The sequence below is a fragment of the Sphingopyxis sp. TUF1 genome (genome assembly GCF_036687315.1).
Lineage (GTDB): Bacteria > Pseudomonadota > Alphaproteobacteria > Sphingomonadales > Sphingomonadaceae > Sphingopyxis > Sphingopyxis kveilinensis.
The window spans coordinates 3,188,685-3,211,518 of sequence record NZ_CP144683.1 but is presented as its reverse complement, the minus strand read 5'-3'; the positions used below and the strand labels follow the sequence as shown (position 1 = coordinate 3,211,518).

The 22,834-nt window shown below is 65.4% G+C and carries 17 protein-coding genes; 6 read left to right on the top strand and 11 right to left on the bottom strand.

Annotation, left to right across the window (positions count from 1 at the left end; all coding sequences use genetic code 11):
• Positions 1-29: 29 nt before the first annotated feature.
• From VSX77_RS15075 to VSX77_RS15060, 4 genes are read right to left on the bottom strand one after another with little or no spacing between them, the layout of a single operon-like run.
• Entirely contained in the window at positions 30-761 is a 732-nt protein-coding gene (locus VSX77_RS15075; RefSeq protein ID WP_338425422.1) for an N-formylglutamate amidohydrolase, read from the bottom strand.
• A complete protein-coding gene (locus VSX77_RS15070) occupies positions 758-1,597 on the bottom strand; it encodes a 4-(cytidine 5'-diphospho)-2-C-methyl-D-erythritol kinase (protein ID WP_338427288.1) in 840 nt (279 codons plus the stop codon). The genes VSX77_RS15075 and VSX77_RS15070 overlap by 4 nt, the downstream gene beginning before the upstream one ends.
• Entirely contained in the window at positions 1,597-3,231 is a 1,635-nt protein-coding gene (locus VSX77_RS15065; protein WP_338425421.1) for a hypothetical protein, read from the bottom strand. The genes VSX77_RS15070 and VSX77_RS15065 overlap by 1 nt, the downstream gene beginning before the upstream one ends.
• A 13-nt stretch (positions 3,232-3,244) precedes the next feature.
• Positions 3,245-4,900: an electron transfer flavoprotein-ubiquinone oxidoreductase gene (locus VSX77_RS15060; RefSeq protein ID WP_338425420.1), complete on the bottom strand. Its 1,656-nt coding sequence runs from the start codon at positions 4,898-4,900 to the stop codon at positions 3,245-3,247.
• A gap of 82 nt (positions 4,901-4,982) precedes the next feature.
• On the opposite strand from VSX77_RS15060, the gene VSX77_RS15055 reads away from it, so the two are divergent.
• From VSX77_RS15055 to VSX77_RS15040, 4 genes are all read left to right on the top strand, one after another.
• Positions 4,983-5,807, top strand: a complete 825-nt coding sequence (locus VSX77_RS15055) for a uracil-DNA glycosylase family protein (protein WP_338425419.1) — start codon at positions 4,983-4,985, stop codon at positions 5,805-5,807.
• A 12-nt stretch (positions 5,808-5,819) separates the two neighbouring features.
• Positions 5,820-7,577 carry a lytic transglycosylase domain-containing protein gene (locus tag VSX77_RS15050; protein WP_338425418.1) on the top strand — a complete coding sequence of 586 codons (1,758 nt, stop codon included), beginning with the start codon at positions 5,820-5,822 and terminating at the stop codon, positions 7,575-7,577.
• The gene (gene moaB / locus VSX77_RS15045) at positions 7,567-8,091 is read left to right on the top strand and encodes a molybdenum cofactor biosynthesis protein B (RefSeq protein ID WP_338425417.1); all 525 of its coding nucleotides are present in this window, start codon (positions 7,567-7,569) and stop codon (positions 8,089-8,091) included. Before VSX77_RS15050 ends, moaB begins: the two co-directional genes overlap by 11 nt.
• A 145-nt stretch (positions 8,092-8,236) precedes the next feature.
• Entirely contained in the window at positions 8,237-9,325 is a 1,089-nt protein-coding gene (locus VSX77_RS15040; RefSeq protein ID WP_422397235.1) for a PA0069 family radical SAM protein, read from the top strand.
• On the opposite strand, the gene VSX77_RS15035 is transcribed toward VSX77_RS15040, so the two are convergent.
• The 7 genes from VSX77_RS15035 to VSX77_RS15005 form a co-directional block, all read right to left on the bottom strand.
• The gene (locus tag VSX77_RS15035; protein WP_338425416.1) at positions 9,322-10,926 is read right to left on the bottom strand and encodes a long-chain fatty acid--CoA ligase; all 1,605 of its coding nucleotides are present in this window, start codon (positions 10,924-10,926) and stop codon (positions 9,322-9,324) included. The two genes, VSX77_RS15040 and VSX77_RS15035, sit on opposite strands and share 4 nt — an antisense overlap.
• Positions 10,927-11,004: 78 nt before the next feature.
• Positions 11,005-14,493: a DNA polymerase III subunit alpha gene (gene dnaE, locus VSX77_RS15030; RefSeq protein WP_338425415.1), complete on the bottom strand. Its 3,489-nt coding sequence runs from the start codon at positions 14,491-14,493 to the stop codon at positions 11,005-11,007.
• 221 nt (positions 14,494-14,714) lie between these two features.
• Positions 14,715-15,191: a glutathione peroxidase gene (locus VSX77_RS15025; RefSeq protein WP_338425414.1), complete on the bottom strand. Its 477-nt coding sequence runs from the start codon at positions 15,189-15,191 to the stop codon at positions 14,715-14,717.
• Between the two features lie 109 nt (positions 15,192-15,300).
• The gene (locus tag VSX77_RS15020) at positions 15,301-15,990 is read right to left on the bottom strand and encodes an ABC transporter ATP-binding protein (protein WP_338425413.1); all 690 of its coding nucleotides are present in this window, start codon (positions 15,988-15,990) and stop codon (positions 15,301-15,303) included.
• Positions 15,983-17,233: a lipoprotein-releasing ABC transporter permease subunit gene (locus VSX77_RS15015; protein ID WP_338425412.1), complete on the bottom strand. Its 1,251-nt coding sequence runs from the start codon at positions 17,231-17,233 to the stop codon at positions 15,983-15,985. The genes VSX77_RS15020 and VSX77_RS15015 overlap by 8 nt, the downstream gene beginning before the upstream one ends.
• A gap of 550 nt (positions 17,234-17,783) precedes the next feature.
• Positions 17,784-19,301 carry an anthranilate synthase component I gene (gene trpE / locus VSX77_RS15010; protein WP_338425411.1) on the bottom strand — a complete coding sequence of 506 codons (1,518 nt, stop codon included), beginning with the start codon at positions 19,299-19,301 and terminating at the stop codon, positions 17,784-17,786.
• Positions 19,302-19,303: 2 nt separating this feature from the next.
• Complete coding sequence (locus tag VSX77_RS15005) at positions 19,304-21,250, bottom strand: SurA N-terminal domain-containing protein (protein ID WP_338425410.1); 1,947 nt, start codon at positions 21,248-21,250, stop codon at positions 19,304-19,306.
• Between the two features lie 181 nt (positions 21,251-21,431).
• Between VSX77_RS15005 and tpiA the strand changes: the two genes are divergently transcribed.
• Positions 21,432-22,178 (top strand): triose-phosphate isomerase, encoded by a 747-nt coding sequence (gene tpiA / locus VSX77_RS15000; RefSeq protein ID WP_338425409.1) that lies wholly within the window; start codon positions 21,432-21,434, stop codon positions 22,176-22,178.
• A 165-nt stretch (positions 22,179-22,343) separates the two neighbouring features.
• Complete coding sequence (gene secG, locus VSX77_RS14995) at positions 22,344-22,808, top strand: preprotein translocase subunit SecG (RefSeq protein WP_338425408.1); 465 nt, start codon at positions 22,344-22,346, stop codon at positions 22,806-22,808.
• The last annotated feature ends 26 nt before the right edge of the window (positions 22,809-22,834 follow it).

The following is a 22,834-nucleotide window of genomic DNA, read 5'->3' as shown; positions in this document are numbered from 1 at the left end:
AATTAGCGGCGAAATGCGCCTCTACACGCCTAAGCCCCGATGTTCAACGCCACTTTCCGGCACATGCGCGCCAGTCGCTCGGCGAACAGCGCCTGCCCCGCCGCGTCGCCGACCAGATCCTGCCGCATCTCGATTCCGATATAGGGAATGTTGTTCGCTTCGGCATGACGGTTCATCGTCGCGTTGAGCGCCTTGCCCGAATAGGGTTGCTGGTCGCCGACGATGATGTCCTCGGCTTCCAGCGCGGCGATCGCGGCGGGGACGAGGCGGTCGTCCTCATTATAGAGCACGCCGACATGCCAAGGGCGCGCCTGATCGGGATGCGCCGCAAGCGCCGGGGTGAAGCTGTGCAGCGACAGGATCATCGCGGGCCGATGCGCCGCAATCGTCGCCGCAATATGGTCGTGATAGGGCCGGAAGAACCGCGCCAGCCGCGCCTCGCGCGCCGCATCGTCCAGCGCATTGCCCGGCACGGCATGGCCGTCGCTTGCGATCGGCAACACGCCCGGCGCGTCCTCCTCGCGGTTAAGGTCGACGACCAGCCGCGATACGCCGCCGAGGATGGCCGCACCGACTGCGCCGTTTTCGACGAGCAACGCCGCGACCTCCGCGACGCCGATGTCGATCGCGATGTGGTTGGCGAGCAGCGCAGAGTCGATGCCGAGATCGACGTCAGGTGGCACATGCGCCGAGGCATGGTCGCCGATCAGCAGGATTCCGCCCGCGCGCGGCTCGCCCAGTTGGACCCATGCTTCGCTCATCGCAGAACTCCCGCCATCAGCCACCAATCCAGATGCCGTTCACGAAGCGCCGCTGCAGCCGCGTCGCGCTCGGCCGCCGAATCGAAAAGCGCAAAACAGGTCGCTCCCGATCCCGACATGCGCGCGAGCCACGGTCGCAGCGCACCGAGTTCGAGAAGCACGTCGGCGATCGCAGGGCATCCCGCGATCGCCGGGCGCTGCAAATCGTTGCGGGCGCCAATCAGCTGCGCCCGGTGGTCAGCACCGATGTACAGCGGTCCGCGATCGATGCCATCCCATGCGGCAAAGACCGGCCCCGTCGCGACCGGCTGACGCGGATTGACGAGCAGCACCGGCGTGCCTTCAATCCGTAAGCCGGCGACCGGGCTCAACTCCTCGCCGGTGCCAATACCGAGACAGGTCGTGCTCGCCACGCACGCCGCAATATCGGCGCCGAGCGGGCTGACGATCCGCGCGAGCGTTGCGTCGCCCAGTTCGGGCAGGAAATGGGTGCGGATCAGCCGCGCCATCGCCGCGGCATCCGCCGATCCGCCGCCAATCCCCGCCGCAACGGGGAGCCGCTTGCTCAGCGTCACCGTGAGCGGCGGCACCCGGTCAGCGCCATAACGCGCACGCAGCAGAGCCAGCACGCGCATTACCAGATTGTCGCCGCCCGCGCTCAGGCCCTCGGCAAACTCGCCGTCGATGACGAGTGCATCGGCCTCGGACACCGTGGCGTGGATCGCATCGCCGTCATCGACAAAAGCAAACAGCGTTTCGATGTCATGATAGCCGTCGGCACGCCGCGCGCGGACGTGGAGCGCGAGGTTGATCTTGGCCCAGCCGGTCTCGTGCATCATGGCGCGACCGTCGCCGGCGTCAGACCGTCGCGCAGCTTCGCCTCGATCCGCGTCGCCATCTCGGCATCCGCGAGCAGCGCCGCTGCGCGCCAATTGTATCGCGCCTGGAACTTTTGCCCCGCCTGCCAATAGGCGTCGCCCAGATGCTCGACGATCACCGCATTGTCGGGTTCGCCGCGCTGCGCCTTTTCGAGCAGCTCGACCGCATCATCGGTGCGTCCCGTCAGGAAATAGGCCCAGCCGAGCGAGTCGGTGATGCTCGCATTTTGTGGGGCCTTGGCCCACGCCGCCTCGATCCGCGAAAGCGACTGTTCGACATCCTTGCGCCGTTCGAGCGCCGAATAGCCCGCAAAATTGAGCACGGCGGGGTCGTCGGGCTGCAAGGCCACTGCGCGCTCGATCAGCGGCGCCGCGCTATCCCATCCGTCGCTTTGCAGCAGCAGTTCGGCGCGCGCGAGCAACAGGCTGCTGCGCAGCGCGCTGTCGCCCTCGCCCAGCGCGGCTTCGAGCCGTTCATAGGCCGCGGCCGCCGCCTTGGAATTGCCCGACCTGCGCACCAGATCGGCGAAGCGCACCAGCAAGGCGCGCGGCGCCTCGTCGCGGACGGCGGCCTCGGCGCGATTGAGGCCGACCGGCAGGTTGCCGCTGTCGGCAATCAGCTCGGCCTGTCGCATCGCCAGCACGGCGGGCAGCTTGCCGCGCAGCCCATCGAGAAGCGCCATGGCGGCGTCATTCTGACCGTCGCGAACGAGCGTCTCGACCAGCGTAGCTCGCACGGCCCAATCCGCATCGTTCAGCCAATGCGCCGCGCGCGCGAACAACAGCGGTAGCTTTGTGCTGCCATTGGGCGTGCGCGCAAGCCCGTCGGCGAGCACACCGAGCCACTGCGCGGTTCCCTCCCGAGAGGTTGTGAGCGGCTGTTCGGGCAGCAGGAGCATGGGGTCTTCCCGCTCGCCCGCCGCCAGCGCGATCCGCCCGCGAAGGCGCTGGGCGGCACCATCTTGTCCTGCCCGATCAAGTGTCGCCGCCGCGCGCAGTCCGACGAGTTGGCTGGTGCGGTCGGTCAGTGTGATGTCGTCGGCCAGCGCCGCCGCCTCCGCCGTACGCCGCGCCGCCGCCTGCACCAGCACAACCTGCAGCATCAGTGCGGGCTCGGGCCGCGTCCCTCCTGCGGCGGCGAGCAGATGCCGTTCGGGTCGCTTGACGCGCGCGCCGACGTCGATCCACGCCTGGAACGTCGGCACGATCAGGCGCGAAATAGGATCGGCACCAACCTTGTCGGTCCGGCCTGCCAGATAGGACCGTGCGGCTTTCCAGTCCGACCGGCGCATGGCATCGACCAACAGGACAAGCTGTGCATCGAACCGATGATCACCCGCGCTCCAGAGTTGCTGCGCCGCGCTCCGTGCGGCATCAAGATCGCCGGCAGCGATCGCCTGCTCCAGCATCCGACCGTGCACGCCCGGCAATCCGGGCGCAAGGATCGCCACCTCGTTGAGCGCCGACAGCGCCACCGCGGGCGTTCCATCCTCCTCGGCAAGCCGCGCACGGACAAGAGCGTTGAGCGCGGCGCCGTCGCCATCGGTCGCCCCAGCGGGCGCCGCCGCCACGGCCGCCGCAGCAGCGATCAACAGGCTGACGGGCTTACATGTTCGGATAATTGGGGCCTCCGCCGCCTTCGGGGGTAACCCAGTTGATGTTCTGGGTCGGATCCTTGATGTCGCACGTCTTGCAGTGGACGCAATTCTGCGCGTTGATGACGAATTTGGGATCGCCCTCTTCCTCGCCGACGATCTCATAGACGCCCGCCGGGCAATAACGCTGCGCGGGCTCATCATAGAGCGGCAGATTATATTCGACCGGGATCGACGGGTCCTTGAGCTGCAGGTGAACCGGCTGATCCTCCTCATGATTGGTGTTCGACACGAACACCGAGGAAAGGCGGTCGAAGGTCAGCACGCCGTCGGGTTTCGGATAGTCGGGTTTCGGCATCATGTCCGCGCGGTACAGGCTTTCGTTGTCCGGATGATGCTTCATCGTGAAGGGCATTTTGATCTTGAGCGTTTCGGCCCACATGGTGATACCCGCCAAGATCGTGCCCGCCAGATCGCCATATTTCTCGACGAGCGGCAGGACGTTGCGCACGACGCTGAGTTCCTTCTTGACCCAGCTGTTATCGTAGGCGGCCTGATAGGCATCAAGCGTATCGCTCCCCCGCCCCGCTGCCACCGCCGCGAACGCCGCCTCGGCCGCCATCATGCCCGACTTCATCGACGTGTGCGTGCCCTTGATCCGCGGCACGTTGAGGAACCCGGCGCTATCGCCGATCAATGCGCCGCCGGGGAAGGCCAGCTTCGGCACCGACTGATAGCCACCGTCGCTGATTGCGCGCGCGCCATAGGAAACACGCTTGCCGCCCTTCAAAATCTTCGCGATCTCGGGATGCGTTTTCCACTTTTGCATCTCCTGGAATGGGGAGATGTGCGGATTGCGATAGTTGAGCCAGGTCACGAAACCCAGCGCCACCTGACCGTTCGCCTGATGATAAAGAAAACCGCCGCCATTGGCGTTTTCGTCGAGCGGCCAGCCCTGCGTGTGGATCACCCGGCCCGGCGCGTGGTTTTCAGGATCGATGTCCCATAGCTCCTTGACGCCAAGGCCATAGACCTGCGGCTCGCAATCGGCGTCGAGCGCGAATTGCGGCTTCAGTATCTTGGTGAGGTGACCGCGCACGCCCTCTGCAAAGAAGGTATATTTGGCGTGGAGTTCGAGCCCGGGCGCATAGTCGGCCTTGTGGCTACCGTCGCGCGCGACACCCATGTCGCCCGTCGCGACGCCTTTGACCGATCCATCTTCGTTGTAGAGGATTTCGGCGGCTGGAAAGCCCGGGAAGATTTCGACACCCAGCCCTTCGGCCTGCTCAGCCAGCCAGCGGCAAAGATTACCGAGGCTGCCCGTATAGGTGCCCTTGTTGTGCATGAAGCCGGGGGTGATGAAGTGTGGCACCCCGATCTTCTTGGTCTTGGTCAAGACCCAGTGCTGGTTGTCATTGACCGGAACCTCGGCCAGCGGACAGCCCATGGTCCGCCATTCGGGTAACAGTTCGTCGAGCGACTTGGGGTCGATCACCGCCCCCGACAGGATGTGCGCGCCAACCTCGGACCCTTTTTCAAGGATGCAGACCGACAGTTCGCTGCCGGCTTCATTCGCCAGTTGTTTGAGGCGGATCGCCGCTGAAAGTCCCGCCGGACCTGCGCCGACGATGACCACGTCATAGGGCATCGATTCCCGTTCGCTCACCGCAATCACCTTTCTGCCGTCCCCGCGCCGATCATTCATCGTGTCCGGCGCTCATTCTGTCACGAAATGCGATGCCCGCCAATTGACGCGCCCGTCAACCTCCTGTTTCAACAATTTCATGGGCGGGCAAACCTCTGCATTGCTGGCGGAAAGCTATTGCGACTGGTGGTCGCTGGCGGGCGTCGAGGCGCTTGTCGGCGAACAGCCCGCGGGATGGCTTGCCGTGCCGCCGGCGAATGACGCTGCGGCACCGCGGACAAAGCGTGCCGTCGACCCCGCGCCCGAAGCGCAACCTCTGCCCGCCGCGCTTCAGCGCCAGCGTAGCGAGCAGCCCGCCGAACCAAAGGGACCGGTTGTCCTTCCCGACGAGTGGAATGGATTCCAGCAATGGCTGGCGACGAACGACGATGTGCCGGGAAGCCAGTGGGACGCGCGCCGCGTGCTCCCCGTCGGGGAAGCCGCCGCACCGCTGATGCTGCTCACCGCCTGGCCCGAAATCGACGACCAGCGCGAAGCGCAATTGTTCGCAGGACCGGCAGGCAGGTTGCTCGACGCGATGCTGCAGGCGATCGGCCTCACGCGCAGCCAATGCTATCTCGCCAGCCTTGCCGTAACGCGCCCACCGGGGGGGCGCATCGATGCAGATGACAGCGCCGGTCTCGAACGGTTGCTCTGGCACCATCTGCGCCTCGCCGCACCGCAACGTCTGCTGCTGGTCGGCGGCGACATAACGCGCATGGCGACGGGCCTTGCGCTCCCCGACGCGCGCGGAAAGTTACTCGATGTTAACCAAAATGGCGGCAAGGTGGAGACGATAGCCGTAACCCATCCCGCAATATTGCTCGCGCGGCCAGCGCAAAAGGCAGCGGCATGGGACAGCCTGAAACTGTTCAACCGGGGACGTTGACAGATGCCGATTATGACCAAAGCCTTTCTATCGTGCGCCACGGGTGCGCTGGCGCTTGCCACTGTTCCTGCGATCGCGGCCGATGCCCGCGATACCGGTTTTGCGGCGGCACCGCAGACGGTGCCCGGCATTTTGTCAGCAAAGCAGAAGCAGCTCTACACACAGGCGCTGACCGCGATCCGGAGCGAGCGCTGGAGCGACGCCAAGGCGCTGCTGGACGGCGCCGATGGCGACCCGATCACCGATTTCCTGCGCGCGGAATTGCTCGTCGCGGCAAACAGCCCACGTGCGGAAATCGCCGACATCATGCCGATCCTTGCACGGTCGCCGTTCCTTCCGCAGGCGACCCAGCTCGGCCGCCTTGCAGCAAAGCGCGGCGCGGCCGACATTCCGGCGCTGCCGTCCGAAATGCGTCTTGCCTGGGCCGGCAGCGCGCCGCGCCGTCTCGGCGCCGATGCGGTGAGCAGCGACCCGGTCGCAGCGGGCCTCGCGCGCACGATCCCCGAACGGATCAAGAATGACGATCCCGCCGGCGCCGAAGCCCTGCTCAACGCGGTGGCCGATCAGCTAACCCCCGCCGCGCGCGCCGAGTGGCGGCAGAAGGTCGCCTGGTCCTATTATATCGAGAATGACGACGCGAACGCGCTCCGGCTTTCGCTGGCCTGCACCGCCGACGGCGGCCCCTGGGCCACACAGGGCGCGTGGGTTCAGGGGCTCGCCGCGTGGCGGCTGCACGACTATCGTACTGCGCTCGCCGCCTTCGATCGTGTGGCGAAAGAGGCGCCCGACAGCGAACTTCGCGCGGCCGCTTATTATTGGGCCGCCCGTGCGGCGGTTGCGGCGGGTCAGCCCGCCGCCGTTCAGCCGCGCCTTCGCTCGGCGGCGGCCAATGAAGAAACGCTCTACGGCCTGCTCGCCGCCGAAACGCTCGGCGTCGAAACAACGAGCCAGCGCGAGACGCTGCGACCCGATCGCAGTGCCTGGCGGACGCTTCAGGGCCTGCCCAATGTCCGTATCGCGATGGCACTGTCGGAGATCGGCGAAGAAAAATACGCGGGCGAAGCGCTGCGCCACCAGGCGCGCATCGGCAATCCCGACCATCATAACGAGCTCATCGCGATGGCCGGCGCGCTAAGCCTGCCCGAAACGCAGCTCTATCTGGCGCACAATACCCCGAATGGCCGCAAGCCCGCGATTGCGGCACGCTATCCGCAACCGAAATGGGAACCCAATGGCGGCTGGCGGGTCGATCCCGCGCTCGTTTTCGCCCATACGCTCCAGGAATCGCGGTTCCAGCGCGCGGTGGTCAGCAGCGCGGGCGCGACGGGCCTGATGCAGGTGCGCCCCGGCACCGCGCGCGACGTCGTGCGTTGGGAAGGCGCGGTCGCCGCGCTCGGCGATCTCAAGACACCTTCGGTCAACATGGATCTCGGCCAGCGTTACCTGCAATATCTGAGCCGCGAGCCTGCGACGGGCGGCCTGCTGCCCAAGGTGATCGCCGCCTATAACGCCGGCCCGGCGCCGATCGCGCGCTGGCAGACCGAGATCCGCGACAATGGTGACCCGCTGCTCTACATCGAATCGATCCCCTATTGGGAAACGCGCGGTTATGTCGGGATCGTCCTGCGCAACTATTGGATGTACGAAGCGCAGCAAGGCAAACCCTCCGACAGCCGCATTGCGCTCGCACAAGGCAAATGGCCGCGTTTTCCGGACGGCAAGGACCGCGCGCGCCTGACATGGAGCGGCGGACTGGCCAATGCCGATTGACGAAAGTCTTGCCTTTACGCCGGTCCGCATCGCTCTCCTGACGATTTCGGACAGCCGCAGCGCGGCCGAAGACCGCTCGGGCGACAAGCTCGAGGAACTGCTCACCGGCGCGGGACATATCCTCGCCGCGCGCGCGATTATTAAGGACGAGACCGACCTCATTGTTTCGCGCCTTCATAACTGGATCGACGACCCGGAGGTCGATGTCGTCATAACCACCGGCGGGACAGGCCTTACGGGCCGCGACGTGACGCCGGAGGCGCTGCATCGTCTCGACGGCAAGGATATTCCGGGCTTTGGCGAGCTGTTCCGCTGGCTCAGCTACCAGACGATCGGCACCTCGACGATCCAATCGCGGGCCTGCGCCGTCGTCGCACGCGGCACCTATATCTTTGCGCTTCCCGGTTCGACCGGCGCAGTTACCGACGCATGGGAAGGCATTTTGGCGAGCCAGCTCGACAGTCGGCACAAGCCCTGCAACTTCGTCGATCTGATGCCGCGGTTGATGGAATAGCCGATAGGGCCGTCGCCCCCGCGCAGGCGGGGGCCGTTGTCGGTTTACGCAGCGGCGTAGGAAAAGGCGGCCAGGGGCCCCCGCCTTCGCGGGGGCGACGATATTTGTTCTTTATTTGTTCCTGCTGAGCCGATAAACTCGCTCGGTGGAACCCGCCAAGCCCCTACCCCCGATCTCCGGTCGCGGCGCACCGACCAACGCACGCCCCACGCGCACGGGCTCACTCGATCGCGAGGCCGATGGCGACTGGCTCGATCTGGCCGAGGACATCGACGGTGCACCTCTACCCTTGCGCACAACGGTGACGGTCGAGCATCCCAAAACGATCATTTCGCGCAACAAGTCGCCCGACATCAGTTTCGACCGCTCGATCAACCCCTATCGCGGCTGTGAACATGGCTGCATTTATTGCTTCGCGCGTCCGACACACGCCTTTCATGACTTATCGCCCGGCCTCGATTTCGAAAGCCGGTTGTTCGCAAAGCCCGACGCCGCGGCTCTGCTGCGCAACGAACTGGCAAAGCCCAATTACAAAGTTGCTCCGATTGCGATCGGCACGAACACCGATGGCTATCAGCCGATCGAGCGCGAATGGGGGATCACGCGGTCGATCGTCGAAGTGCTCGCCGAAACGCGCCATCCGCTGCTCATCACCACCAAGTCAGACCGGCTGCTGCGCGACATCGATCTGCTCGCGGCGATGGCGCGCGACAATCTGATCGGCGTCGCGATTTCGGTGACCACGCTTGATCCGAAGGTCGCCCGCACGCTCGAACCGCGCGCGCCACATCCGCGGCGGCGCCTCGCCGCGATCCGTGCATTGATCGACGCGGGTGTGCCGACGCAGGTCAATATCTCGCCGATCATCCCGGCGATCACCGACCACGAGATCGAGGCGATCATGACCGCGGCGGCGGATGTGGGCGCAATCCGCGCCTCCTACATATTGATGCGGCTGCCCTATGAGGTGGCTCCGCTTTTCCGCGCCTGGCTCGACGCACACTATCCCGACCGCGCGGCCAAGGTGATGCATATGGTTCAGGACATTCGCGGCGGACGCGACAACGACCCCAATTTCTTTACGCGAATGAAGGGACAAGGCGTTTGGCCGCAGCTCATCCGCCAGCGCGTCAAACGCGCCGCCCGCGCGCATGGCATGGACCGAAGCTTTCCGCCGCTCCGCTCGGACCTGTTTAGGCCGCCCGAGCGCGACGGGCAGATGGAGCTGTTCTAGGCCGCCGTGAGCGACCGCAGCGTATAGTCCTTATAGTCATCGCGGATCTGGCGCTTCAAGATCTTGCCCGTGGCGGTGTGCGGCAATTCGTCGACGAACACGACCTCATCGGGCAGCCACCATTTGGCGACCTTGTCCTTCAGATAGTCGATGATCGCCGCCTCGCTCACATCTGCGCCGGGTTTTTTCACGATCAGCAAGATCGGCCGCTCGTCCCATTTAGGGTGATAGACGCCGACTGCGGCGGCTTCCTGCACGCCGGGTGCCCCGACCGCGGCATTTTCCAGCTCGATCGAGCTGATCCATTCGCCGCCCGACTTGATGACGTCCTTCGCGCGATCGGTGATCTGCATCACACCGTCGGGATGGATCACCGACACGTCGCCGGTATCGAACCAACCGTCCGCATCGGCGGCGTCGGCATCGGCCTTGAAATAGCGCTGGATGATCCACGGCCCGCGGATCTGCAACCGTCCGCTCGTCTGGCCGTCGCGCGGCAGCTCGCGATCTTCGTCATCGACGATGCGCAGTTCGACCCCGAACGGCGGGCAGCCCTGGCGGCAGATGATGTCGACCCGCTCATCGAAACTCAGCGCGTCCCAGTTCCACGGCCGCTTGCCCATCGTCCCGATCGGGCTGGTTTCGGTCATCCCCCAGGCATGACCGACATATACGCCCGCCTTCATGAAGCGCTCGATCATCGCACGCGGCGCGGCCGACCCACCGATGATGACATGATGGAGCGCGCCGTAATCCATGCCCGTCGCATCCATATGCGCGAACATCGCGAGCCAGACGGTCGGCACCCCGGCGCTGTGCGTAACCCCCTCGGCGTGCATCAGGTCGCACAGGACCTGCGCGTCGTTCGTCGCGGAAAACACCAGCTTCGCTCCCACCGTCGCAGCGGCAAAGGGGATGCCCCAGCTGTTTGCATGGAACATCGGGACGATCGGCAGGATCACGCTGCGGCTCGAAAGGTCAAAGGCGTCGGGTTGGATTTCGGTGATTGCATGGATGACGTTCGAGCGATGCTCGTACAGCACACCCTTGGGATTACCCGTCGTCCCGCTGGTGTAGCAAAGCCCCACCGGATCGCGCTCGTCGAGTTCGACCCACTGAAAGCGGCCGTCTTCGGCGTCGATCAGGTCGCGATAGGATTTATAATCACCCTGTGCGGGCGCGTCGAAGAGGACGAAATGCTCGACACTGGTCAGCTGATCGCGCAGCCGCTCGACGATCGGAAGGAACATCGCGTCAACGAACAGCACGCGATCCTCGGCATGGTTGATGATATAGACGAGCTGCTCGTCGAACAGCCGCGGGTTCACCGTATGCAGCACGCCGCCCATTCCGGCGGTTCCGTACCAGCTCACCAGATGGTGGCCGTGGTTCATCGCCAGCGTCGCAATACGATCGCCCTTCTTAATCCCCAGCTTGACCATCGCGGCGGCAAAGCGGCGGGCGTCGGTGCCGACTTCACCCCAGTTCGATCGCGTCACGCTGCCGTCGGCCCATCGCGATACGATCTCGCGCGCCCCATGTTCGCGCGCGGCGTGATCGATCAGGCTGGTGATGAGCAGCGGCTGGCCCTGCATTCCCATGGTGCGGCATCCTCGTTTCTTGTCGTTGCCAAGCAGCGATAGGGTGCGATAGCGCCGCTGCGCAAGGGTCAAAGCGCGTCAGCGCACGCGGAACTCGCGCGGCGCGACGAGCGACAGGGCGGCATCGGCGACGCCCGTCACCATATCGAGTCGCGCGACCGTGTCGGGAGTCAGCGCAAATCCCCGCCCCAGCTCGATCCGCAAATCCTCGTCCGTCAGCGGATCGCGCGTCGCGACGATCACCCGCCCGCGCGCATCGTCGCGTCTTTCGAGCAGCCGCGCCATTTCTGCAATCGCTTCGGGCGCCTGGACGCGGCAAAAGAGTTGGAGCGAGGCGGTCGCGGCGATCTCGGCGAGCGGCTGCGCGCCGCGCACCGTGACGCGCGGCGTTTCTTCACCTTCAAGCAAATCAAGCTCGACTGATAACAGCGCACAGCCGCCCTCGTTTGCCAGCGCCTCGAGCACCTTGCCCGCAGCCTCGTCGAAACAGCTCGACTGAAACTGCCCGCTGCGATCCGACAGCGTCAGGTTGAGGAAGCGGTTGCCGCGCTGCGAGACACGCGCACGCGCACTTTCGACCATTGCAGCCATCATCATCGGGATGCGCGTGCCCGGCGTCATTTCGACATTTTCGCAAATGTCGCCATAGGACCGCGCTCCGCGCGCCGATAGGATCGCTTCATATTGCTCGACGGGGTGCGCCGAGAAATAAAAGCCGAAGGCGTCCTTCTCGCGCGTCATCCGCTCGGCGAGGGTCCACGGCTCGGCGGCGGGGAGCTGCAAGGATGGGGCAATTGCAATATCGCCGCCAAACAGACCGCCCTGCCCGGTCGAGCGTTCGTGCGCCGACGAGTTCGCGCAGGCGAGCAGGGCCTCGGCTCCCGCAAAGGCGCGCGGCCGCTCGGGTTCGACGCAATCGAACGCCCCCGCCCCGGCAAGCGCCTCGATTTGCCGCCGGTTGAGCAGCTTGGGGTCGATACGGTTCGCGAAATCGTCGAGCGATGCGAAATCGCCCTTCGCCTGCCGCTCGGCGACCAGCGCCTCCATCGCCTTTTCGCCGACGCCTTTGAGCGCCCCCAGGGCATAGCGCACCGCGAGCCCTTCGTCGGTACGGCCGACCGAAAAATCCGCCTCGCTTTCATTGATCGACGGCGGCGCGACGGCAACGTCAAGACGGCGCATATCGTCGATAAACACCGACAGTTTGTCGGTCTGGTGACTGTCGAACGACATCGACGCGGCAAAAAACTCGTGCGGATGATGCGCCTTCAGCCAAGCGGTCTGATAGGAGAGCAGCGCATAGGCGGCGGCGTGGCTCTTGTTAAAACCATAGCCCGCGAACTTGTCGATCAAGTCGAACAGCTCGTTCGCGGTCTTCGCATCGATCTGGTTATGCTCGCCGCAACCCTTGACGAAGGTCTCGCGCTGCGCGTCCATCTCGGCCTGGATCTTCTTGCCCATCGCGCGGCGCAGCAGGTCCGCACCGCCAAGGCTGTAGCCCGCCAATATCTGCGCGGCCTGCATCACCTGTTCCTGATAGACGAAAATCCCGTATGTTTCGGCGAGGATGCCTTCAAGCAGCGGGTGCGGATAGGCGATCGGCTCGCGCCCGTTCTTGCGCGCACCGAACAACGGAATATTGTCCATCGGACCCGGTCGATAGAGCGCGACGAGCGCGATGATGTCGCCAAAATTGGTCGGTTTCACCGCCGACAGCGTGCGCCGCATTCCTTCGGATTCCAGCTGAAACACCCCGACCGTCTCGCCGCGCTGGAGCAGTTCGTAAACCGCCGGATCGTCCCACGCGAGTGTATCGAGATCGACGTCGATCCCCCGGAGGGCAAGCAGCCGCCGCGCTTCCTTGAGCACCGACAGCGTCTTTAGGCCGAGGAAGTCGAATTTCACCAGCCCCGCGGTCTCGACATATTTCATGTCGAATTGCGTCACCGGCATGTCCGAGCGCGGGTCGCGATAGAGCGGGACGAGCTGGTCGAGCGGCCGGTCGCCGATCACCACGCCCGCCGCGTGGGTCGAGCTGTGCCGCGGCAGGCCTTCGAGCTGGCGCGCCATGTCGAACAGCCGCCGCACCCCGTCGTCCTGCTTATATTCGGTCATCAGTTCCGAAACGCCGTTGAGCGCGCGTTCGAGCGTCCACGGATCGGTCGGATGGTTGGGCACGAGCTTTGCCAGCCGGTCGACTTGGCCATAGCTCATCTGCAGCACGCGGCCGGTATCCTTGAGCACCGCGCGCGCCTTCAACTTCCCGAAGGTGATGATCTGCGCGACGGTATCGCGGCCGTATTTTTCCTGCACATAACGGATCACTTCGCCGCGCCGCGTTTCGCAAAAGTCGATGTCGAAGTCGGGCATCGACACGCGCTCGGGGTTGAGGAAGCGTTCGAACAGCAGGCCCAATTTCAAGGGATCAAGGTCGGTGATCGTCAGCGCCCAGGCGACGACGCTGCCTGCGCCCGAGCCGCGTCCCGGCCCCACCGGAATATCCTGTGCCTTCGCCCATTTGATGAAGTCGGCAACGATCAGAAAATAGCCCGGAAAGCCCATCTGGGTGATGACGTCGACCTCGAAATCGAGCCGCTCGACATAGGCCTGTCGTTCCCCGTCGGTCAGGTCGGAATAGAGCGCCAGCCTCGCTTCGAGCCCCGCATGGGCGTCGGCCTTCAATTGCGCCGCCTCGCCCTCGCGGTCGCCGGCAAGGCTTGGCAGGATCGGCTTGCGCTTCGGCGCCATGAAGGCGCAGCGCTGCGCGATGACCAGCGTGTTGCGGATCGCTTCGGGCAAGTCGGAGAAGGCGTCTTCCATAGCCTCGGCCGGCTTCAGCCACGCCTCGGGATTGCTCGACCGGCGATCCTCGCTCTCGACATAGGCCGACTGCGCGATGCACAGCATCGCATCATGCGCGGGGTGGAACTGCGGCTCGACGAAATTCGCCGGATTGGTGGCAACGATCGGCAGCGCGCGCGCATACGCCATTTCGATCAACGCATTTTCGGCGGCGGTTTCGGTGGCATCGCCGCGCCGCGACAGCTCGATATAGAGCCGTCCGCCGAAAAAGGCCTCCAGTTGCTCGACATAATCCTCGGCAGCGCTTTTCTGCTCGCCCGCGAGCAAGCGCGCGAGCGCGCCTTCGCCGCCGCCGCTCAGGCAGATCAGCCCGTCCGTCCGTCCGGCAAGATCGGCGAGCGTGACATGCGGCTCCTGCTCGACCGGCCGCCCAAGATGCGCCGCCGACACGAGCGCGCAAAGATTGTCGTAGCCCTTTTCATCCTGCGCATAGAGCGCGAGCCAGTCGATCAGCGGCGCACCATTCGCCAGCCGCTGCCCCGGCCGCGCGACGCTGAGCAGCGCGCCGACGATCGGTTGCACCCCCGCGGCCTTGCACGCCTCGCCAAAGGCCATGACGCCGTAGAGGCCGTTGCGATCGGCGACGGCGATCGCCGGAAAGCCGCGGTCGCGCGCGGCTTTTGCAATCGCCTTGGGCTCGATCGCCCCTTCGAGCATCGTGTAGCTGGAAAAGACGCGCAGAGGGACAAAGGGGCTGAAGGCCATGGCGGGGACGCTAGGCATATGTGACGATTCGGGGAAGGCCCGAATACGCCCTCCCCTTCAGGTGAGGGCAGCGAGACTTGGCAGCTTGCTGCCTTAGTCGCAGCGGGTGGGGGCCAGCGGCCTTGCGCAAAGCCACTAGCCCCCACCTCGCTCGACTAAAGTCCCGGCTGGCGCCGGGCCAAGTCTCGCTGTCCCTCCCCTGAAGGGGAGGGGTTTACTGCCTACCCCAGCAATTCCTCAATCTCTTTGCGCAGCTGCTCCGGCTTCGTCGTCGGCGCGTGACGCGAGACGACCTTGCCGTCGCGATCGACCAGAAACTTCGTGAAGTTCCACTTGATCCCGCTGCCCAGCAGCCCACCCTTTTCCGTCTTCAAATGCTTGAAGATCGGATCGGCATCATCGCCGTTGACGTCGATTTTCGCCATCAGGGGAAAGCTGACGTCATAGGTCAGCGAGCAGAAGTTTTTGATCTCCTCGGCGTCCCCCGGTTCCTGTGCGCCGAACTGGTTGCACGGAAAGGCGAGGATTTCGAACCCGCGATCCTTGTAATCGCGATACAGCGCCTCCAGCCCCTCATATTGCGGGGTAAAGCCGCATTTCGACGCGGTGTTGACTATCAGCAGCACCTTGCCGCGATAATCCGCGAGCGATTGCGCGCCGCCGCCCGGCAATTTCGCCGAAAAATCGTATAGGCTCATGGTATTGGCTCCCATCTCCAAGTTCCGTTCGTATCGAGCGAAGTCGAGATACGTCGCGCACTGCCTTCACGTGTCTCGACTTCGCTCGACACGAACGGAAAAGTGACAGCTAACCCTCGATCCGCCCCTCGTGCAAGCGCAGCACGCGATCCATCCGGGCCGCCAGCCGTTCGTTATGCGTCGCGACCAGCGCCGCCGATCCATGATCGCGCACCAGCGAAACGAACTGGTCGAACACACGGTCGGCGGTCGTCTCGTCGAGATTGCCTGTCGGCTCGTCGGCAAGCACCAGCAGCGGCCGGTTCGCCAGCGCGCGCGCCACCGCAACACGCTGTTGCTCGCCGCCCGAAAGCTTGCTCGGTTTGTGATGCAGCCGCTCGCCCAACCCCAGCCGAGCGAGCAGATCGGCGGCGCGTTCCTCGGCTTCCGCCTGCCGCGCACCGCGGATCAGCTGCGGCAGCACGACATTCTCGATCGCGTTGAAATCGGGCAGCAAATGGTGGAACTGATAGACGAAACCGATCTTTTCGCGCCGCGTCTTCGTGCGCTCGCCCTGCTCGAACCGCGTCACATCTTCGCCATCAATGCGGATCGTGCCGTCGAAACCGCCTTCGAGCAGACCGACCGCCTGCAGCATCGTCGACTTGCCCGATCCCGACGGGCCGAGCAGCGCAACGATCTCGCCGCGGCGCAGCGACGCATCGACGCCGCGCAGCACGTCGATGGTGACGTCGCCCTGGCGGAAGCTGCGCCTGAGGTCGATCAGTTCGAGCGCCGGGCCGGTCGTCTGCTCACTCATAACGCAGCACCTGTACGGGGTCCGTATTCGCCGCCTTGTAGGCCGGATAGAGCGTCGCAAGGAAGCTGAAGACGATCACCATTACCGCGACCCCGACGATCTCGACCGGATCGGGCTTCGAGGGCAATTCGGTAAGGAAGCGGATCGAGGGATCCCACAACGGCTGGCCGGTCAGAAACTCGACCCCGCGCAGCACGCCCTGCCGGAAATAGAGGAGCCCGAAGCCGACGATCATGCCGACGATCGTTCCCGCAACGCCGATCGACAGGCCGATCGCCATGAAGATCCGCATCACCGAATCGCGCGGCGCGCCCATTGTGCGCAATATCGCCATGTCGCGCGTCTTCGCGCGCACGAGCATGATCAGTGACGAAATGATGTTGAACGACGCGACCAGGATGATGAGCGACAGGATGACGAACATCGCCACGCGCTCGATCGACAGCGCTTCGAACAGGCTGGCGTTCATCGATCGCCAGTCGGACACGACCGCCTGCGCCGCCAGTTTTTCGGCGAGCGGCTGCAATATCTCGCCGACGCGGTCGGGGTCTTCGGTCTTGATTTCGATCATGCCGATCTGGTCGCCGCTGAGCAGCAGCAATTGCGCATCCTCCATCGGCATGACGACATATGCCTTGTCGAAATCATACACACCGATCTCGAACACCGCCGAAACACGGTAGCTGATCTCGCGCGGAACCGTACCAAAGGGCGTCGAGCGGCCCTGCGGATTGATGATCGTTATGTTCGAACCCGCGGTGGCGCCGAGGTTGCGCGCCAGTTCACTGCCGATCGCGACATTGCCCGAGCCCGCCGTCAGGCTGTTCAGGCTTCCCTGCAAAACCTTGCCGCCCAGCACCGCGTTGCTGCGGATGTCGGGAACGGTCATACCGCGCACCAGTACCGCTTCGACGCGCCCGCCGAAGGTCGTGAGCAATGGTTGCTCGATCAATGGCGTAGCCGACGTAACCCCGGGCGTCGCCTTCGCCTGCTTCAGCACGTCGCGCCAATCGTCGAGCCGCCCGCCAAAGCCCTGCACGACCGCGTGGCCGTTGAGTCCAACGATCTTGTCGAACAGATCGCTGCGCACACCGTTCATCACGCTCATCACGACGACGAGCGCCGCGACCCCCAGAGTGACGGCGATAAAACTGAACGCTGCCGCGACGAAGATAAAGCCTTCGCCGCGCTGCGGCAGCATATAGCGCTTGAATATGGTGCGCTCATAAGGGCGAAGGATCATGGAAAACGCGGCCTTTGCGGCGCAGGAAAAGGGTCACGCATGGCGCTGCTTTAGGCAGGTCGCGGGGCGCTGGCAATGGCCGCCGGCATCGCGCCATGTTGCGATCGGTTCGCAACATATGTTGCCGATCGGCCACAGGGCCCGCCAAAAGCGCGCCGGTCGGCCCGCCAGAGGGTGACAAAGCGCCCGCTTCCACCTACCCCTCTGGCTTCTGGATCAACGCGGCCAAAGGCCCGGCTCCAGGGAGTGCAGGCCTTTCGCCAGGCCTGCAACAAGGGGGATGGCGAGTGTTCGTCACAGGCGCCCGGGTCTTGGGAACAAGGCCCGGGCGTTGTGATTCCAGCGGGTGCCGATGGCTGAGTTGGGGTTGATTTCAGAGCAATTCTCTCTTTCCGTTCGTGTCGAGCGAAGTCGAGACACCCATCGGCCTCAAGCCCGGTCTGCGGGGCATCTCGACTTCGCTCGATGCGAACGGGTTGAGAGGACGGCGAGGGGTATTTACGGCAGCAAGCCAAATCCACTTGGCTATCCAAGCCGGGGGCAGCGAAACCTACTGCCCATAACCCGCTGACCCTGCGATCCGCACCGCCTCGCGCGCCGCGGCGAACAGCGCGCCGGCCTTGGCCTCGCACTCGCGCTGTTCATACGCCGGATCGCTGTCGGCGACGATCCCCGCGCCCGCCTGGACGTGCATCACGCCATCCTTGACGATTGCGGTGCGCAGCACGATGCAGCTGTCCATATTGCCGTCGGGCGCGAAATAGCCGACGCCGCCTGCGTAAGGGCCGCGTGCATCGGCTTCGAGTTCGGCGATGATCTGGCACGCGCGCACCTTGGGCGCGCCGCTCACGGTGCCCGCGGGAAAACCAGCGAACAGCGCGTCGATGGCGTCCTTGTCCGGCGCGATACGGCCGATGACGTTCGACACGATGTGCATCACATGACTGTAAAATTCGACCGTATAGCTGTCGGTAACCGTCACGCTGCCCCCCACCGCCGCGCGACCGACGTCGTTGCGGCCAAGATCGAGCAGCATCAGGTGCTCGGCGCGTTCCTTAGGATCAGCGAGCAGCGATTCGCGATTTTCGGCGTCTTCGGCGCTCGTGCGCCCGCGCGGCCGCGTGCCGGCGATCGGACGGATCGTGATTTCGCCGTCGCGCACGCGCACCAGTATCTCGGGCGACGACCCGATCAGGGCAAAGCCCGGCAGGTCGAGAAAATAGAGGAAGGGCGACGGATTGACGCGGCGAAGCGCGCGGTAAAGATCGAAGGGCGGCAGGTCGAACGGCGTCGAAAAGCGCTGGGACAGCACGACCTGAAAAATGTCGCCCGCAGCAATATAATCCTTCGCCGCCGCGACCATCGCGGAAAAGCGTTCGGGCGACGTCGCGGGGATCGCGGCGATGTTTTCGGGCAGCAATGCAGTCGACGCGCGCTCGGCGTGGACGCTCACGCTCGACAGGCGCGCCGCAATGCTTTCGAGCCGTTCGTGCGCGGTCTCGATCATCCGGTCGATCGCGCCATGCGCATCGGGCCAGATCGGCGCGATCAGAAACAGTTCGTCGGCCAAGCGGTCGAAGACGAGGATCGTCGTCGGGCGCACGAAGATCATGTCGGGCAGGCCGAGTCCGGCGCCCGGCGCGCGGGCGATGCGCTCGACCAGGCCGATGGTTTCATAGGCGAAGAAGCCGACGAGCGTTGCGAGCGCCTTCGGCAGCCCGTCGGGCACATCGAACCGGCATTCGGCAACGAGATCGCGCAGCGCCTGCAATGCAGGAGCATCGACGGGCGCGAACGCCTCGCGGTCGCAGCGCCAGTCGCGGTTGATCCGCGCGGCATCGCCGCGCACCTCGAACATCAGGTCGGGGTCGAGCCCGATCAGGCTGTAGCGTCCGCGCGTCTCGCCGCTTTCGACCGATTCGAGCACCCAGTCGCCGCGGCCCGGTTCGATGAGCTTGAGCGCCGCCGATACGGGCGTTTCGATGTCGGCGATCAGCCGCTGCCAGACGACCGCGCCGCGCCCCCCTGCCAGCGCTTCGAGCGCCGCGGCCCTGCCCTCCAGGCTCACGCTTATTCGGCGACCGGCGCGGCGCCGGTCAGTTCGGCGCGCAGCTGATCGACAAGCTCCTTGTTGATCGTCACCCCGACGCGCCGCTTTGCCTCGGCGGCAAGCTGGTCGATCAGTTCGTTGCCGAACGCGGGGGCAAGCGGCTGTGCGATTGCAGCGACGCGCGCGGGTTCAATAGCCTTGGGATCGGGACGTTCCACCTCATTCAGCGCAATCACCATCCAGCCGCGATTGCCGGGGATTTCCAGCGTTTTCACGCTGCCCTCGGCCATCGAAAAGAGCAGCGCGAGTTCGGGCGGTACCGGCTGGCCGCTCTGACCCAGCTCACCGCGGCGACCGCCGATCGCCTGTACGCTGCCGATGTTCGGCCCCGCGGCTGCGACGGCTTCGTTCAGGCTCTTGCCGCCTTCGACCGCCTTGACGATCGCGCGCGCCTTGTCGCGCGCCACCTTCTGCCCCTCGGCAAAGCGCCATTCGCTGAGGAGATCGCCGCGAATCTGCGCAAAGGGCGGCGGCGCTGCGGCGACGATCGACTTCACGGCAAACACCGCAAATTTTTCGTTCTCGACGATCGTCGCGATGTGCCCCTCGCCCTCGCCGCCGACCTGGAAGGCCTGGGCAACGAGCGGCGCGAGTTCGGGCGCGGGGGCAAAGGCCGGTTGTGCCGGCGCGCGGCCGCTAGGTAAAATCGCCGGCGTTTCAATCAGCTGAAGCTTGCGGTCCGCCGCGACTTCCTCGACCGACGCGCCGCCGTTCACCGCATCCTGGATCGCGTTGTAATAATCGACGATCGCCTCGTTCGCCTTGTTCTTGGCAAGCTCGGCGCGGATTTCGGCGCTCGCATCGGCCAGGCTGCGCGCCGGACGTACCGTCACATCCTCCACGCGCGCCACCGTCCAGCCGAGACCGGTCTGCAACGGCCCGACCACATCGCCGCGCTTCGCAGCAAAGGCGGCCTTTGCCGCGGTCGCGCTCGTCGTTGCGGCATAGGCGGTCTGGGTCAGGTCGCCCGTCGTCGATGCCGACAGGCCGGCATCGGCGGCGGCACTCGCGATCGAAGCCCCGCCGCGCACTTTCGCGGCCAGGCTGTTCGCCGCCGCCTGATCGGGCAGGATCACCTGCGCAAAGCGCCGCGTTTCGCTCGCGGCATATTGCGCGGCATTGTCCTTATAGACCTTGGCGATTTCGGCATCTGTCACTGCGGGCACGGGCACCGAGCTGCGTTCGAACATCGCATATTGGATCACGCGGCGTTCGGGGATGGCGAATTTCGCGGCATTCTCCGTCAGAAACCGGCGCAGAACGGCATCGCCGGGATCGGCTTTCGGCGCGAAGGGGCTCGACGGAATGAACGTTGCCTGCCCGCGCCGCCGTTCGAGCAGCAGCGCGGCATAGGGCTGCGCCATGCCGGTCGCGAGGCGCGGCATCTGCGCGATCGGCACGGCAAGCTGCTCGAGCAGGATTTGCTGGCGCAGGTCGCGGCGCAGCTGCGCTTCGCTGATCCCGTTCTGGCGCAGGAAGTTCTCGAAAACCGTCTGGTCGAACCGTCCCGACACGCCGGCAAAGGCCGGCAGATCGGCAATCCGCCCGTCGATCAACCGCTTGCTGACGCCGAAGCCGAGCTCGCTCGCATATTGGTCGAACGCCAGCCCGTCGATCATCTGCCCGAGCACCTGATCGAGCCCGCCGCCTTCGACGAACGCGGCCATCGTCAGCCCGGGCTGGTCACGCCGCGCCTGATCATAGGCCTGCCGCACGCGGTCGCGCAGCTCACCGGCGCCGATATCTTCGCCGCCGACCTTGGCCACATTGGCGCCGCCGATCCCGCCAAAAGTCGAGTTTCCGGTGACGTCGCCCAGCGCAAAGGCAACACCGACAAGGACAACGAAGGCGAGCGCAAGGAACTTGCCGATCGTCGAGGAAAACATGGCGCGAATGGCAGTAATCATGAAACGGGCGGTCTTTCCGGCAGGGCGCAGCGAGGCGCGGTTGCGCGCTGCTTTAGAGGCGCGATGCCGCGGCATCAAGGCGCGAAAGGGGCTTTCTGGTGCCGCGCCGCACCGCTTGCCTTGCCGCGCGCTTCCCCGCTAGGGGCAGATCATCATTCGGATAAGCGGGAGAAGCGGGGCGATGACGCGGCGCAAATATGTGGTCGGCAACTGGAAGATGAACGGGCTGCGCGATGCGCTCGGCGAAGCGCGGGCGATCTTTGCCGCCGCCGAGGCACACCCCGGCGTCGATGTTGCGCTCTGCCCGCCCTTCACGCTGATCGGTGCGATGGCCGCGGCGACGCCGGGCAAGGTGGTCGGCGGGCAGGATTGCCATAGCGCCGCGTCGGGCGCCTATACCGGATCGGTCGCCGCGCCGATGCTCGCCGATGCGGGGGCATCGCTCGTCATCGTGGGACACAGCGAGCGGCGTGAAGGCTTTGGCGAAAGCGACGCCGATATCCGCGCCAAGGCCGAAGCGGGGCTCGCCGCGGGGCTGGCGGTCATCCTGTGCGTCGGCGAACCGCGCGAGGTCCGCGAATCGGGCGGCGCGATCGATTATGTGCTGGCGCAGATTGCAGGGTCGGTACCCGACAGCTTCGATCCGCAGCGGCTTGCCGTCGCTTATGAGCCGATCTGGGCGATCGGCACCGGACTGGTGCCAACCATCGCCGATGTCGCAGCGATGCATGGCGCGATCCGCGGCGCGCTGGCGGAACGGTTCGGCGATGCGGCACAGACGATCCGCATCCTTTATGGCGGCTCGGTCAATGGCGATAACGCCGCCGAATTGCTGGACGCCGGTGATGTCGACGGTGCGCTGGTCGGCGGCGCCAGCCTGACGGCGGCAAAGTTCGTGCCGATCGTCGAAGCGGCGGCGGCGCTCTGATCCGTCGCCCCCGCGAAGGCGGGGGCCGCTGGCAACCTTGCGCTACTCCGATTACGGCCCCCGCCTTCGCGGGGGCGACGCGACGTATGGCTTGAACCCCCGCCGCTTCGTCTCTATGTGCGCCGCGGGCGCGGTCGGTTTGAGGCCGCGCAAGTTCGGGAAAATATGATGTCCAGCCTTTTCACCTTCCTGCTCGTCGTCCAGGCGCTTGTTGCTGCCGCGATGATCGGCGTCATTTTGATGCAAAAGTCGGAAGGCGGCGGCCTGGGCGTCGGCGGCAGCCCTGCGGGTCTGCTGTCCGCGCGTGGCGCGGCGGATTTCATGACCCGTGCAACGACGGTACTCGCCTGCCTGTTCGTGGGTCTCTCGATCCTGCTTGCGGCGATGGCCTCGGTTGGCCGTAGCGGTTCGACGATCGACACCTCGCTGTCGAAATCGGCGCAGACGAGCGGCGCGGCCCCGAGCTCGTCGATCACGGCGCCGGCACAGCCCGCGGAAGGCGTCGCCACCGGCCCCGCATCCGCGCCGCTCACCGACGATCCGCTGGCCGCTGCCGCGGCCGCTGCGGCGAGCGAGAAAGCCGCTCTGGCCCCCGCCGAGGGCACGCAGGCGCCGCCCGCGACCAAATAAACGGCGGCTCGGGCCTCCGTATCCAC